The following is a 14859-nucleotide window of genomic DNA, read 5'->3' as shown; positions in this document are numbered from 1 at the left end:
GCCATGTCTTGGTTAGCTGCTCGTCAACATCACTATGTCGCCCTCTGCGCTTCACTCTTTTTCGGCTTAACGGCGTTTAACGCCAGTGCGCTGGAGTGCCGACTGGGCACCGTGACGGGGCCGGTAAACGATTATGAGGATATCGGTACGCTAAAGATCCCGGCGACCTTGCCTATCGGCAGCCGCCTCTGGACGTCAAAAGTCTATACCCGCAACCTAGCCTGCTGGGCGTATCGCTCCGTACGCCCGCAGGGTGAGATGTCCTATTTCTATCCTAACCCCGAAGGCAAGGTCATCAGTCAGGGCATTGGAATTGGCATCCTCTATAACGGACAGGATCTCGGTGTGATTACCAATGGCGGCACCACCACATCCCGCGTATCCACGGGACAGTGGATCGCACCAGGCCCTAGCGGCTCAACGCCCCCCATCAACCCGACCATGCTGAATGTCACGGTGCAGCTTTATCTCGAAAAAACGGGGAATATCACCGACGCCGCGGCAGGCGTGGATTCGCTGCGCGTCTTTCAGATCGACGGTGAAGGGGGTGTCAACAACAAGCCCGACAGCAACTATGGCTTGAGCCTGTCAGGGCTACACGGCATCGACATTATGCAGTGCGCCGCAAAGATCAACGTCTCACCCGACAGCTATGTCGATTTTGGTACGGTCAGGGCGTGGTCAGGAACGGAGGCCGGCGCACTAGCACAATCGGAATTTAACATTGATGTGTCCACCGATGGTGGAGAAGACTGTGGTAAGGGATTCGATCTGGACATCAACTTTGATGCCACCTCTCGGGGAAATTCGCTGGTTGGGATAGACGGCATGGATATGGGGAATGGCGCTACGCTGAAAATCGAAGATATGCGCAGCGGTAATAACGTGACGTTTAATCAATTTATTAGTCTGGTTGAAGGACTAACGACATCAAGCGGCGTGGTAGAGCGACGCTATAAAGCCCAGCTCTATGCCGCAGGCCCCGCAACCATCGGCGATACCGAAAAAAATATCATTCTGCGATTTAATTATCACTAATCCGCGCGCCAGCATGAGATAGCAACGATGATAAAAAATGACAACACAGCAATAAGAATCACGCCGCGCCGTGCCCTGCTTACTTTAGCGGCCGGTATTATGGCACTACAATCAAGTTCACCTCTTGCACAACAGCCCCCTCTTTTGGGCGATAGTGAAGTGACGTTCCGCGTATTAGTCGTCAACGCCGCCTGTAATGTCAGTACGGAAAGCAAAGCGATTGTCGTGAACATGAGTGAAGTCTCTGAACGTTATTTAAAAACCCATGGCTACGGCAACTGGCATGACTTCACGATTAACCTCACAGACTGCAATCTGGATACCTACCAAAACGTCACCGTCCGTTTTTCAGGGAGAGAAGAGCCGCTATTACCCAAGCGTTTGGCGCTGGATACGCCCTCCAGTGCCAAAGGTATCGCGATTGGCATTTATCATGCCAATCAACGGGTCGACATCAACAGCAGCACAGGCAGCATTGTGCTGCAAAGTGGGGACAACGCCATTCCCTTTTCAGCCCGCATCGAAAAGATACGCGATGACTTGATTAAATCCGGTGATTTTGTAGCAACGGCGAACTTCACGTTGAGCTATTTATAGTCGCCCACGGGGGAGTGCAGATCGCTACGTGCTAACCAGACAGTGACTGCACAGGCACTCAATCTCGGCTGAACCTATTTGTTAGCGACTAAACTTGTTAGCGGCTAAACACCAGGGGAATTCTTTTTGAGAACAGGAAATACGGAACCCAAACAACAAGGCTGAAAACAACGGCAGAAAGAATAATTCCCAGCGCCAGAAGGTAGAGGATACCGTTAATTTTCTGCTGTTCTTTTCCTTCGCAACCTGTACATAAACCAGACTCTTTTTGCGCCTCGTTATCGCAGTTTAAGCACTTCATTTTTTAATCCCTATAAAAATGTTCCGAAAGGAAAAAACGCATCCCTGCCTTGATATAATTCATCATTGTCCCCGGTTCTCGAATCAATGTTAATCCCTATTCTACTACCTACTCAGGTAGCCCCTACCTCAGGGGATGAAGGGAAACATTTCTACATCGCGGCAAAAGAAAAAGCGCCCGTGTCATTGAGACTGCGGGCGCTACGATGATGCCCGACAGCAGGTCACCGAGCCATCGGGCAAGTCACTTACATCAATTTAGATCATCGGACTAGAACGCATAATTGACCGTCATCGAGACACTGCGCGGTGTGCCATACACAGCATAAGGCGCAAGGTAATCGCTATACTCTTTATCAAACAGGTTATTGATATTCGCCTGTACCGCCAGTTGTTTAGTGACCTGATAGCGGCCAAACAGGTTAACCAGCGCGTAACTGCCCTGCTCGGCACGCAGCGTGGTGTTTTGCGGGCCAGAGCCTTCCTGCCAGATGCCATTTTGCCAGTTCACGCCACCGCCAACGGTTAAATCCGGCACCATTGGCAACTGGTAGCGGGTAAACAGTTTGAACGACGTGCGTGGCTGTTCTGGATTGACCGACTTGCCATCCTGATCGTCAACCACATAGCGCGAACCACCAAATGTCATTTGCAGGTTGTCCGTCACCGCGCCGTTGACTTCAAATTCGATCCCTTTGCTGACGACACCATCAACTGAACGATAGGCAAATTCGCCACCGCCGCCGGGGATCGCGACGCCCGTTGACTGCCCCAGGTTATCCTGCTCAATGCGGAAAACAGATAATGAAGCCGTCAGGCGACTGTTATACCAGTCTCCTTTAACACCCGCTTCGTAGTTTTTGCCCGTCGTCGGTGACAGATATTTTTTATTACTATCTTTTTGCGTTTGCGGCTGGAAGATATCGGTGTAGCTGGCATAGGTCGACCACGTATCATTGATGTCATACACCAAGCCGATATAAGGCGTAACGCGATTATTGCTGGTGTCACCCGTCGAACCGATGATGCTCCAATCGGTATAACGCGCCCCCGCGATCAAATGCAGCGGATCGGCAAGCGAGAAACGGGCTGAGGTATAGAGCGATTTTTGACGCGTGGTTGAGTGTTCATAATCTGCCCATGCCCCCCAGACTGGATCGGCAATATTACCATTCCAGTTATAGTAATTACCCACATCTGTCGGGCTGATCGTGGATTGCGTGTTATAGAACTGGCTACGTTGTCGATTGTAGCTGCCGCCTATTACCAACTCATGCTGGCGTCCCAGTAACTCGAACGGGCCAGAAGCATAAGTATCAATCGCATCAACTTTACGGGTTCCTTTATTCCATCCACCATAAGCTCCAACATTACCGCCGAACGGATCAACAAGCAGCCCCGTATCTTTATCCAGGAAACCGTTGGCATACATCAGCTTGGAATCGAAGTTGGTTTCGCCATGCGTGCCGTTCATGCGCACCTGCCAGCCGTTATCAAAACGCTGAGTCAGATCGGCAAAGACTTTTCTCGACGTTTTATCGGAGTAACTCCAGTTCGGAGCAGAGTTAAATTTGTGCCCAAAATTAGTCGGGCTGCCATCGGTAAACCATGTTGGTAAGCCGCCCCAGGTTGGGCTATCGGTGTTGTGCTCCTGATAATCATAGCCAAGCGATAACGTAGTAGAATCGGTAACATCGGCATCAATCACGCCGTAGAGGAATTTTTTGCGGCTGTGGTAACGATCGAGCCAGGTGTCATTATCCTGATAGCCTGTAATCACACGCCCACGCACATTGCCGGATTCCGTCAGCGGCGCAGACAGATCGGCTACCATCCGTTGTTTATCCCACGAGCCGTAGCTACCAGATACCGAGCCTTTGAATTCGCGGCTGTCCGCGTGCTTGCGTACCATGTTCACGGCTGCGGCAGGATTGCCTGTTCCGGTCATTAGCCCGGTCGCCCCGCGCACCACCTCGATGCGATCGTAAATCGCCGTGTCTGAGCCTGAATCACCAAAATCCCAGATTTCGTTAACCACCGTCGGAATCCCATCGAACAGGTAATTATTGATGCGGAAGCCACGAGCAAAATACGTCACACGCTCGGAGTCAATAATTTTAGAGGACACCCCTGTCGTGTTCGCCATCACCTCGCCAATCGTTTGCAGATTCTGATCTTCGATACGCTGCTGGCTGATGACACTCACCGACTGCGGGATATCACGCGGCGTCAGCGTCATCTTCGTTCCGGCGTTAGTCACTTTTACGCTGTAATCCTGCGGGTCCCTGGCTTCGGCATTCGCGTTAGCATTCGCGCTAACGACAAGCGTATCACCGGACGTCGGTTTTTCTTCGGCAGCGGCCTGAGCAGGCAAAAAAGAGGCAGAGATCAACAGGGCGAGAAGAGAGACTCCGAATGGTTTTGCTCCGGCCAGCGAAGAATCACAAACGCGCATTTTTCCGGCGCGAGTAACTCCAAAAGACATGATATATCCTCGGTTAACTGATAGTAATTTTGGCGAGATGCTGAGACGTGTTTTGTCAACATTTGCACAGAAAGGTAAATGATAACTATACGCATTATTATTGTCTTTTCAATAAAATGCTTAATCCCGTTAGAATACAAACAGATAAAAAAGAATAATTCACCATACCGTTAACATGGCATTGTTAAAAAAGAAACATTTAAGAAATTTATAACTGCCCGGTAAAGCGAGAAAAGAGAAACAGAGGGGAAAAACATGCGGGAGAAATTCACTTATGCCTCCTCCATGAGGCATAGGCTGACAGAGAATAGCCGTTTAGGCTGCTTCAATCGCAATGGTTCCGAGCGCCTCGTCATAGCGTAATACCGTGCCATAACGTGCGCTCATCCGCGTCAGATCGGCCGCGATTTCATGCCCAAGAGCCGCAGACACCGTAACAGGTAAGCCACGATCGAGCGGGCGTTCACGGTTCATACCCAGATCGAGAGGCAATAATGTGAACTGTAGCGCCCCGTCTGCATAATCCAGCAGCGCGGCACAGTTTTTGGAGAAACGGGATTCGGCATTGAAACCAATGAAATTCCCCTCCCGATCTTTGGCACGCGCCCGGTGCAAATCGGAAGGACGCGCATCGTGATCGTAGCCATAAGCGGTATACATTTCTGGCGCGATAATTGACTCCCCCGCTTCAAACTCCATCAGCAGGCTGCCCAGATTGTAAAAAATCGGGCGTTTATTATAAATTTCCACTCCACGCAGGAAATGCGCACCATGCCCTACCACGGCTGATGCTCCCGCATCAATGGCTCGGCGGGCAAAATTTTCGATAAATGCTGGGGGGTGTGGGGCATACCAACCATCGCCTTCTCCTTCATGCGTATGAAGGCTGACGATGGCGACATCAGAACGGTTTGCCGCATCGCGTACGCTTTTCAGAATCGCGGCGCAGTCTTCTTCATTCATAAACGTGCGAACGTGAGCCTGTTCGCCGCGCTCTACCGGTATCGAACTTTCAAACAGCGAACCGAATTTGAAACGATCGGGTCCCTGATCGGCCATCACTTCAATTCGGGCGCCTTCACGGTTGCTGGCCGCGACGCCGAGCAGTTCAGTGATCCCCTGTAGTTGCTCGAATTCCTTGTCCGGTAATACGTAAGCTCGCCCCCAACGTAGCGGGTTAAGACCAGGGCGTGCAAGTATTTATTTTACCGACAAGGGAAGAATCGTCGAAAGCAACACACCGCAGGCATTCTTTGATCATCCACAAGACCCTCGGACACAAGCCTTTCTGGACAAGGTGCTGTGAGAGTAACGGAAAAAACACGATGAAGACGTCACATGCTGACGGGCTGGTGAGTACCGAATGGCTCGCCACCCACCTGACCGACCCCGATATATTAATTTTTGACTGTACCACCCGGTTAGTCCCTGATGAAAAAACGCGCTACCGCGCAGAACCAGCACGGGCAGATTTTCAGGCCGGACACATCCCCGGCGCGCAGTTTATTGATGTACAAACCGACCTGTCTGATAACACCCACCGCTATAAATACATGCTCCCCACGCCAGAGAACTTCGCGGCTGCCATGACACGCTTTGGCGTTCGTCCCGACACACGCGTTGTGGTTTATTCCAGCGCCGATCCGTGGTGGGCGACTCGCGTTTGGTGGCTGTTACGCGTTTTTGGCTTTGATAACGTCGCCGTGCTGGATGGCGGATTACAAAAATGGCGGCGTGAGCAGTTGCCGCTGGAAAGTGGTAAGAGCCGCCATCGTCCGGCAGGTCAGTTCATCGTCGCGCCGCGTCCGCACCTGATTGCCGAGAAAACTGAAGTGCTGGCCGCCATCGGTAACCAACATATTTGTATCCTTAGTGCACGCCAGCCCGCGCAGTTCTCCGGCGCGGAGGGGAACAATTACGGTCGAGCCGGGCGTATCGCCGGTAGCCATAATTTGCCTGCCGCCAGCCTGTTCGATGCGAATAACGGAACCTATCTTCCGCTGGATCGGCTGCGCGAGGCCGCCGCCGCGCTCAACCTCGACAATAAAAAAGTCATTGCCTATTGCGGACACGGCGTGGCTGCCAGTGCCGACGTTTTTGTCCTGACGTTACTCGGCCATCCTGATGTCGCCCTTTACGATGCCTCGCTGTCCGAGTGGGCAGACGCGGACGATCTCCCCATGACCGTCGGCTGATTGCCTGCGAGAGATCATGATTACCGAATAATGACTGGAGAACCGTTTTGATTTCTATCGGACTTATTGGTGCCGGGCGCATTGCCTCGGTACACGCTCAACACCTGAAAAATCACCCATTCGCACGCCTGGTTGCTGTTACCGACCCCGTCGCGGCACGGGCAGACGCGATTGCCGCTGAGCACGGTGCCCGTGTATTCCCTGACGCAGAAGCCATCATCGCGGCTCATGACATTGATGCCGTCATCATCGCGTCATCAACGGAAACGCATTGCCCGCTGATGCTGGCCGCCGTGCGAGCAGGAAAAAAGGTGTATTGCGAAAAGCCGCTGGCCTCAACGCTGGCAGAAGCCCACCGCACGCTGATTGAACTGGGTGAACAGCAGCAACAAGTGATGGTCGGCTTTAATCGCCGTTTCGATCGTAACCACGCCGCCATACAAACGGACATTACACAGGGGCGTCTGGGTCGAGTACAGACCGTGCAAATCACGTCACGCGGCCCTAACGGCATTCCCTCTCTGGAATATCTGCGCGTTTCCGGTGGCCTGTTTTACGACAAGATGATCCACTTTTTCGATCTGGTACGCTGGTTAACCGGTGAGGAAGTCACGGATATCGCGGCCTTCGGTTCGGTGATTGCCGACCCGCTTTTTCTTGACGCTAACGACGTCGATACCGCGATGGTAACGCTGCGTACCGCCAGCGGGGCGCTTTGCCAAATCGATAACGCCCGTCGCGCCGTATATGGTTATGACGATCGCATTGAAGTGTTTGGTACAAGCGGGCTGGCTGAATCATCACGCATTACCGAAGGCAGCGTCATGCGTATTTTTGATGACAAAGTTCTGACGGAAGGGCTGCCGAAAGACCCCATGATCCGCATGGCGCCGAGCTATGCTGCTGCGATTCAGGCTTTTACAGTATTTGTGCGCCATGCTGGCACGCCAGAAGCCATTTCCGTTCCCGGCGTTTATGATGGGCTACGCGCCCAAATGATGGCAGAAGCCGCAACGCGTGCCGCGGCAGAACGCCGCATTGTTTCCCTCGCGGAAATTGAAGCAGAAATACCGTCACCAACGGATGTCATTAAACCGCGCAGAATTAAATAAACCGAACCCTAAAAAGGCAACGCTGCGCGTTGAAAAAATTTGGCATACATGGCAGGCATAGAAGCGATCTTATTGAATGTGTTAACACTATCAGCCGATCGCAAAACCTATACCTGCCTCCTTTTCTGAGGATGCCTTCGCTCAAGCGGGCTTCATTTACCAGTAAAGCTTCCAGCTCTGCGTCATTCGAACCAGCGCTTCAACATAGAAATAATCCCCCCAGCTTGCACATTCATCCACACCTTTATTACTGTCAAGGTGATAAACAGAATGCTGCAATAGACCATTACAAGGGTCATCTTTATTTGCCAGATACCCCTTTGTCAGAGAAGACATAATCCGTCTGGCGGCATTCAAATAATGGCGTCGTTCTGGGTCAATGACAGGAAGGTGCTTGCTTAGCTCCAACAGGCCGCAAACCGCAATAGCCGCAGAAGAGGAGTCTCGTAGAGCATCGGTGCCAAGCAACGCGAGATCCCAGTGGCAGACACCATCTTCTGGAAGGCGGTTAAGAAAATAATTGGCAAGACGCTTAGCCAGTTCAAGTAATTTCGGGTCGCCAGTATAAAGATAGCTCAGTGTGAAACCATAAATTCCCCAGGCTTGACCACGTGACCAGCACGAGTCGTCAGCATACCCTTGCTGAGTATTGCCGTAGCGAGGTTCGCCAGTAGTGACATCCATGTAATACGTGTGGTACGTCGACGCATCTTCACGGATCAGATAGCGCGCCGCCTGTTGCACATGTTCATAGGCTGCTTGCGCAAACCGCGCATCACCCGTCTGCTCACTGGCCCAATACAGTAGGGGCAAGTTCATATTACAGTCAATGATCATCCGTCCCGCCTGCTCGGGATCGGAAAGATCGCCCCAGGCCTGAATAATGCGAGCCTTGGTATGAAAACGCTCCAACAGAGCTTCTGCCGCTTGCAACGAAAAACCACGGGCTTCACGGTCACCAGTAAGCCGCCATGCGGCGACACACGACAAGGTATACAGAAATCCCAGATCGTGCGTATTCGTATCATGCCGACTGGCAATACGAACACCGAATGAGCGGACGTGTTTTTCTGCCATGGCACGATATTGTTCATCCCCACTCATTTCCCAGGCAAGCCACAGTTGACCAGTCCAGAAACTCGAGGTCCATTCCACATTATCCGTCAAAGGGTAATAACCATTGACGCACGTTTCTGCGGGAAAGCGGTCACCAAAATCCGTTAAATTACGGCTAATCAGTTCAAGAACACGAGAACGAGCGGTGATTAACTCATCATAAAACTGGCGGCTTTCCGAGGATTCATCCGCGATATCACGTAACGGTTCTTTTACGATATTAGTTAACATACTTCGATTCCTTTAACGCTAGCTGGCGGGTCTCAGGTGACCCATTTACTGATGAATTTTTTCTGGTGTATTTTGGCTTTCTACACGGGCTAAACGTTCTCTTCCGCTCTGGCAAGCAGAGAGTGTCAGTGACGATATCAGCGTGAAGACAAGCGCAATGATGCCCATAATGATGTAGGTATTTTCAAACCCAATTTTGTCGTAGAGAAGACCAGCAGGCGACGAAACCACCACATTACCCACGTACAACATGGCCTGATAGCCAAGCAAATACATGGTCGCATTGACTCGCTTGTCAAAATGCTCGGCAATATATTTAAAGATCGAAACCAGCAATAAACAGATTTCCAGCCCGTAGAGTGGTTTAAGAACGGAAATCAACAAATGGGAGTCACACAATCCGGAAATAATGAGACGGGCACCAACCACCAAACCAACGATCAGCAAACCTTTTTTAGCGCCAATATAATTAACGAAAGCAGGAATAATCATATACATGATGAATTCCATACCGGACTGCACGGTGCCGAGGTAACCAAACACGGCATTTCCCTGATGTACATCATCAAAGAAGGTTACGAAGTAACGGGAAAACTGCTGTTCTGCAATAAACATCATCCAGGCTACACCGGCGATATACATACAGAATGCCCAGAACTTGCGTGTTTTCAGCAACGCGTAAACATCTGCTGGCTGGATTTTTTCTTTCGAAAGAACGTCGCTGGCGTGTGAAGTCGAGGTATCTACCTTAAGGCTGAACAGTACAATCAGCATCACCACTGACGTGATACTACCCAGCATAAAATTATATGACGGTGATAAGTTGAACAGAATGCCAGAAAAAGAGGATGCCACCGCCCAACCTAACGACCCCCACATCCTAATCTGTCCGAATTCCATACCATTAAGACGACTGTAGCGATCGGTATACGATTCACATGCGGCTACGCCAGCATACCAGGCAAAACTAAGATAAATCGCCCCGACAATAATCCCTAACATCGTGTTGGTCAGCAGCAATGGCTGATAGACATAAATAAAGAACGGAGCCATAAATGCTGACATCGCGACAACAAAATAAAGCAGGTATTTATTCATCCCTAATTTATCAAGAATATATCCATAAATAGGCTTCAATATTACTGAAAAAATACCATTCACCGCAAAAACAGTACCGATAACAGTACCACTAAGATGTGTTTTTTGACCCAGCCAAATAGCCAACAGTCCGATACTTGCAGACCAGGTAAAGAAATACATAAAAATAAACGAACTGATTTTATAATATTCATACCTGTTTTCAGATGTTATATTTTTCATAAACGCCTCGATAATATGCAGAAAATCGCTGCAAGATCAGATGCTGATAATAATGTCTGTTTCAGAACGAGGATGGCTGATATAAATTGCATCGTTCTGAATATTGACTTGTGGTTTGTCTGAATACTTCCACGTCGTTTCACTGGCTGCGGCAACCGCGCAGCACAACCAGCTTATTCCCTGCGATACCGTCCCTGACAACGTAGGGATAGCCGCACACTCGGCAAACATGATGCTGCTATTTGGTGGAGTGACGACATACCCTGTTTCCCTGGGATAAAACGAAGATAAATCATAGAGACTGCTCGTGCCGTTTCTGGCGCGAAGCAGGCTTTCCCTGTCATTTTCAGGGACAAAAACAGCAACTTCATTCATGACAGCAAAACCCCCTTCCACCGTTTTCAGGTCTCTTTTGCTGTCAATTCGGTGTATACGGATATGCCATTCACCGCAGGGGATGAGCCATGTATCAATATGAACGTCGTGCCACGGTGACCAACGCGACCAGATATAATCCGGCTGGATCGATACGTGTTCACATTCACGCCGCCCACGCCAGTACTCGTCGTTATCACATAAAAGCAGCATCGAATCACAGGCCGCATGTTTAATGCCATAACGTCCTCGTTCTATGGTGAAACCAAATTCACCGGAATAGGCAAATTTTGTATATTTTGCTTCGGTATTGACGTAGTTATTTAGCTCAAGTTGTCCAGACGTCAGCATATAAATATGCGCAGAGTTATCTGGATGAACCACGATCTGTGACGCCTCAGGGATAATATGCTTTTCTTCCAGGCTGGGAAGAGGTTGTTCCGCGGCTTGCCAGAACGGGTGGTTTTCTGGAATAGCCAAAATAAGAAAGATCTTTAAAGCCCAGTACGGCGATCCAGGAGAATTGTAATCCTCACAGAATGCAAGATTGGGATAGGCATAACCGAGAGTCAGTATTCCCTCACGATCAAATATAGGTTGATTCTGCCACCATCGTAAATTTCTGAAAATAATCCCTTTAATCTGACCAGGAGAAAAAACATCAAGGTCTGAAAATGCGGCGGCACACCAGAAAGCGATAGTGGCAAATCGGTAAGTCAGGCTCCGCCCAAAAGGAATAGATTGCCCTTCTGCGGCAGACATATAAATAAAGTCATGAGCAAAGAGACGCGCCCTTTCCTTTAAAACAGCCGCTCGCTGTGGGTCATCCTCACCATTAAGCGTGGCATAAACCAATCCATAAAAATGAAATGCCATGGAAATATAATAATCACGTGGACGCCCCACGCCATCGGAATACCATCCTCCCCCCAGATAATAGGCTTCCATCATATCGAACCGTTGACGGATAACATTCTCATCCCATGGCAAACCGGCACGTTTGAAACCTAACTGAACCATGATGGCAAAATAGTTCCAGTTACTATCAGGCATTACGGCCGAAGAAATCTGATTTAACCAGTGATAAAAATTTGTCAGTTCTTTTTCACTGAATTTATCTGTCAGTTGATTCTGAAGCAAGGCAAGCCCCAGACCGTACACCGCCATCTCAACAAGTCGCTGGTCATACGAGCCTGTAGCCCCCCAATACGCGGGAGAGTCAGGATTCGTCCCTAACTTAATCGCCTCAATATAGCGGTCACTGAAGTGCTCTTCCTCACCTGAAGCCATGAGAGGGAACACCCCCCATAATGCCCTCGACAGGCCCTCCATCCGGGCAATTTCTGCCCCGTAATGTGCGCAGGTGTTTCCGAGAGAAAACCCTGCATCTCCCGGTGAAAAATGTGTGTTCAATGGCTCCAGAATGGCAGTAAGCATATGAATCACATCGCGTCGGGAAGACAACGGATTTAATTTTATTTGCCCATAACTCATAATGTTATCCCTGATTTTCAGTGCCCTGCTTATACAGAAGATGATGCGGTATCATATTTACTGGCAGAACGCGTTGAGGCGCTCAGAATAAGAAGAGAGGAAGAGTCAAAATGTTATCAATGTCACATCCGCGACATGGAAAATGAATAGGGGTATTGAAAATTTAAAAAAACGTTTTATTAATAGCGTAGCGACCGCTAAAATTTAAGAATATTGCACAATGAACCCGAACACGATTTCAGATAGGCTTGAACTGATATCCCTGAAGGACAGCATCATCTCGTTCAACCGACTGAACGCGAATCCGGTACGCTACCATCACTGGCACCAGTGTCTTGAGATTTTGTACGTGGAGGAAGGGTACGGCGTGGTGATGGCAGACAATCGACATTACACCATGCGTCCCGGCAGATTTTTTATCTTTCCTCCGTTTACTCTGCACAAAATTATGGTGGAAGAAAGTGCTGCCAGTATTTATCGGCGGACAATCATTCATGTTGATCAGAAAGCGTTGTTGCATGCATACGATGCATTTCCACGCCATCAGCAACAACTTCAGCGGCTATCAGCGCGCGGGAGTGAAACCTTTGTTGCCGACCTGATTGAATTACATACTTGGCTTGACACGTTATTTACGCATTACTATGCGCTGGCTGAAAGATGTGATCTGAATGAGGAGAATGTGGCAACATTATTACTTTCCCTATTCAGTATGCTCCCTGGGTCTGAGCAGGGCATTCAAGAAGATGAATACCGAATTTCCAGTCAGGTGATGTTATGGGTGGATGAGAACTACATGAAAAAATTTAGCCTGGACAACATTGCTTCAGATTTAAAGAAATCGAAAGGCTACATATCACGCCGTTTTCACTTTGAAACCGGTGAAAAAATAACAGAATACATCACAACCTATCGGCTAAGAAAATCATGCGAGTTATTATTAAGAAGTGAATTATCTATTAATGAGATAGGTGTTTTGGTCGGTTTTTCAGACAGTACTTATTTTATCAGTTCATTCAAAAAAGGGATTGGTGACTCCCCTCTTCAATACAGAAAAAAACACTTATAAACTATTTTTAGTGACGTAGAATTCATCCCAGCAAGCATTATTGATGCAGCCAGTTTGGACACAGAAAGCCCAACAAAAATGGCAAATAAAATAGCCATGTCGGGATAAATTCTTATATGTCACATCATTGCCGCCAACAAAAATTTCACTTGAAACATGACGAGTTTAGCGTTAAAAAATCCCCCTGGTGAAGGACATCATTCACTTAACTTATCGACATTTACATTACATAATCATGACATTCTTTTTTGTCATTTTATGTTGTTATAATAGCGCAATGGGCAGGTATAAGAATGGGTGAAAAACACCCTTGCGTTAAAAAAATACTTATGCTAAATGTGAAGGTTTATGATAAACAATCCAATACGCTTATAATAAGGTAGCTAATAATAAAATGAATTTGAATATCACCGAAACGCCCGATCAAAATGAAGAAGACTTTGTGATTAGAAGTCTTTGGAAACACAATGAAAAATATGATGCGGTCGATATCCGTCCGCTATTCTTAAACGTTAAAGATGAAACAGACACGATTATTGCTGGATTGGTAGCCAGAACCTGGTGGGGTGCATTAGAAGTTCAATACCTTTGGGTCAGCGAGAAATATCGTAAAAGTGGATTTGGCCGCCAACTCATGCAATCTGCTGAAAAAGAAGCATTAAAGCGTGGTTGTCATCTGGCTTACGTGGATACATTCGACTTTCAGGCCAAGGGGTTTTACGAAAAATTGGGCTATAAAGAATATGGAAATCTGCCGGGATATGCGCACAAGCATACTCGACATTACTTAGCTAAATTGATCCGTTGAATTAATCCCAACTTATTAAGGAGGGCAGGATGCCATCATCACAAACAAACATGACTGATTATATTCGTAATCTGATTATTATGATGGAATGTTTAAATGAACCATGGGGTATTAAAGACTTATCATCACGCCATGTTTACATGAATAAAGCCGCTTACCTTTATACCAATACGCCAATGAGTTTTGATATTGAAGGACGACTCGATGATGAATTTCCTGCCAGTTGGGTGGAGCTTTCTGACGATTTAAAAGAACACGACAGACTAACAGAAAATAGTGAGCAGAGAGTCACGGTCATCGAAACACACTATTGGTATGGAAAGAAAGTGCTGACGCCCTTCGTCAGTGAAAAGATCCCTATTTTTGATGAAAATAAGCGTTGCATTGGTACGATGTGGAATGCCAGACCTCTGGATACGCGGTCTCCGCTCATCTATATAGACCAAAAGAAGCCGACCACGTTACAAACCGAGTTAACAACCAGTATTTTCACGCAGTCAGAGTTAGATATTATCTTTCTGATATTGCAGCGTTTTTCAAATAAAGAAATTGCAAAGAAAATGAACGTTACGCCGAAAACAATAGAGAACAGGGTCTATAACATGTACCAAAAAACTGACACGCACTCTCTACAGCAATTTGAAGCATTTTGCCGAAATCTTGGCGTAGACGGCTACGTTCCCCGCACACTCATCACAAAAGGCATTCAATTTATATAA

Annotated in this window: 13 protein-coding genes; 7 read left to right on the top strand and 6 right to left on the bottom strand. The window is 48.3% G+C overall.

Translation table 11 applies throughout. From position 1 onward, the window contains the following. Positions 1-3 precede the first annotated feature (3 nt). Together AACH44_RS04265 and AACH44_RS04260 are read left to right on the top strand one after the other, a co-directional pair. A complete protein-coding gene (locus AACH44_RS04265; protein ID WP_261847301.1) occupies positions 4-1038 on the top strand; it encodes a hypothetical protein in 1035 nt (344 codons plus the stop codon). Between the two features lie 99 nt (positions 1039-1137). Further along, on the top strand, positions 1138-1635 hold the full coding sequence (locus AACH44_RS04260) for a fimbrial protein (protein WP_261847300.1): 498 nt from the start codon (positions 1138-1140) through the stop codon (positions 1633-1635). Between the two features lie 97 nt (positions 1636-1732). Here AACH44_RS04260 and AACH44_RS04255 read toward each other — a convergent pair whose 3' ends face one another. The 3 genes from AACH44_RS04255 to AACH44_RS04245 form a co-directional block, all read right to left on the bottom strand. Continuing rightward, positions 1733-1936 (bottom strand): DUF2569 domain-containing protein, encoded by a 204-nt coding sequence (locus AACH44_RS04255; protein WP_261847299.1) that lies wholly within the window; start codon positions 1934-1936, stop codon positions 1733-1735. A 270-nt stretch (positions 1937-2206) separates the two neighbouring features. Beyond that, the gene (gene fhuE, locus AACH44_RS04250; RefSeq protein WP_261847298.1) at positions 2207-4420 is read right to left on the bottom strand and encodes a ferric-rhodotorulic acid/ferric-coprogen receptor FhuE; all 2214 of its coding nucleotides are present in this window, start codon (positions 4418-4420) and stop codon (positions 2207-2209) included. Between the two features lie 315 nt (positions 4421-4735). Beyond that, positions 4736-5479 carry a CapA family protein gene (locus AACH44_RS04245; protein ID WP_261847297.1) on the bottom strand — a complete coding sequence of 248 codons (744 nt, stop codon included), beginning with the start codon at positions 5477-5479 and terminating at the stop codon, positions 4736-4738. A 266-nt stretch (positions 5480-5745) separates the two neighbouring features. Here AACH44_RS04245 and AACH44_RS04240 point away from each other — a divergent pair, with 266 nt between their 5' ends. Both AACH44_RS04240 and AACH44_RS04235 read left to right on the top strand, forming a co-directional pair. Then, positions 5746-6615: a sulfurtransferase gene (locus AACH44_RS04240; protein WP_261847296.1), complete on the top strand. Its 870-nt coding sequence runs from the start codon at positions 5746-5748 to the stop codon at positions 6613-6615. 47 nt (positions 6616-6662) lie between these two features. Beyond that, complete coding sequence (locus AACH44_RS04235) at positions 6663-7727, top strand: Gfo/Idh/MocA family oxidoreductase (protein ID WP_261847295.1); 1065 nt, start codon at positions 6663-6665, stop codon at positions 7725-7727. Between the two features lie 156 nt (positions 7728-7883). Here the strand turns inward: AACH44_RS04235 and AACH44_RS04230 are convergent, their stop codons facing one another. From AACH44_RS04230 to AACH44_RS04220, 3 genes are read right to left on the bottom strand one after another with little or no spacing between them, the layout of a single operon-like run. Then, a complete protein-coding gene (locus AACH44_RS04230) occupies positions 7884-9074 on the bottom strand; it encodes a glycoside hydrolase family 88 protein (protein ID WP_261847294.1) in 1191 nt (396 codons plus the stop codon). 45 nt (positions 9075-9119) lie between these two features. Continuing rightward, entirely contained in the window at positions 9120-10394 is a 1275-nt protein-coding gene (locus tag AACH44_RS04225) for an oligosaccharide MFS transporter (RefSeq protein WP_261847293.1), read from the bottom strand. Positions 10395-10430: 36 nt separating this feature from the next. Further along, positions 10431-12266 carry a DUF2264 domain-containing protein gene (locus AACH44_RS04220; protein ID WP_261847327.1) on the bottom strand — a complete coding sequence of 612 codons (1836 nt, stop codon included), beginning with the start codon at positions 12264-12266 and terminating at the stop codon, positions 10431-10433. A 217-nt stretch (positions 12267-12483) separates the two neighbouring features. Here AACH44_RS04220 and AACH44_RS04215 point away from each other — a divergent pair, with 217 nt between their 5' ends. The 3 genes from AACH44_RS04215 to AACH44_RS04205 all read left to right on the top strand — a co-directional run bounded on the left by AACH44_RS04215 (position 12484) and on the right by AACH44_RS04205 (position 14859). Continuing rightward, positions 12484-13332 (top strand): AraC family transcriptional regulator, encoded by an 849-nt coding sequence (locus AACH44_RS04215; protein WP_261847292.1) that lies wholly within the window; start codon positions 12484-12486, stop codon positions 13330-13332. Between the two features lie 394 nt (positions 13333-13726). Next, complete coding sequence (locus AACH44_RS04210) at positions 13727-14140, top strand: GNAT family N-acetyltransferase (RefSeq protein WP_261847291.1); 414 nt, start codon at positions 13727-13729, stop codon at positions 14138-14140. A gap of 29 nt (positions 14141-14169) precedes the next feature. Next, entirely contained in the window at positions 14170-14859 is a 690-nt protein-coding gene (locus tag AACH44_RS04205) for a helix-turn-helix transcriptional regulator (protein WP_261847290.1), read from the top strand.

The sequence above is a fragment of the Pectobacterium araliae genome (assembly GCF_037076465.1).
GTDB classification, from domain to species: domain Bacteria; phylum Pseudomonadota; class Gammaproteobacteria; order Enterobacterales; family Enterobacteriaceae; genus Pectobacterium; species Pectobacterium araliae.
This window is presented reverse-complemented; position numbering and strand designations above follow the sequence as displayed.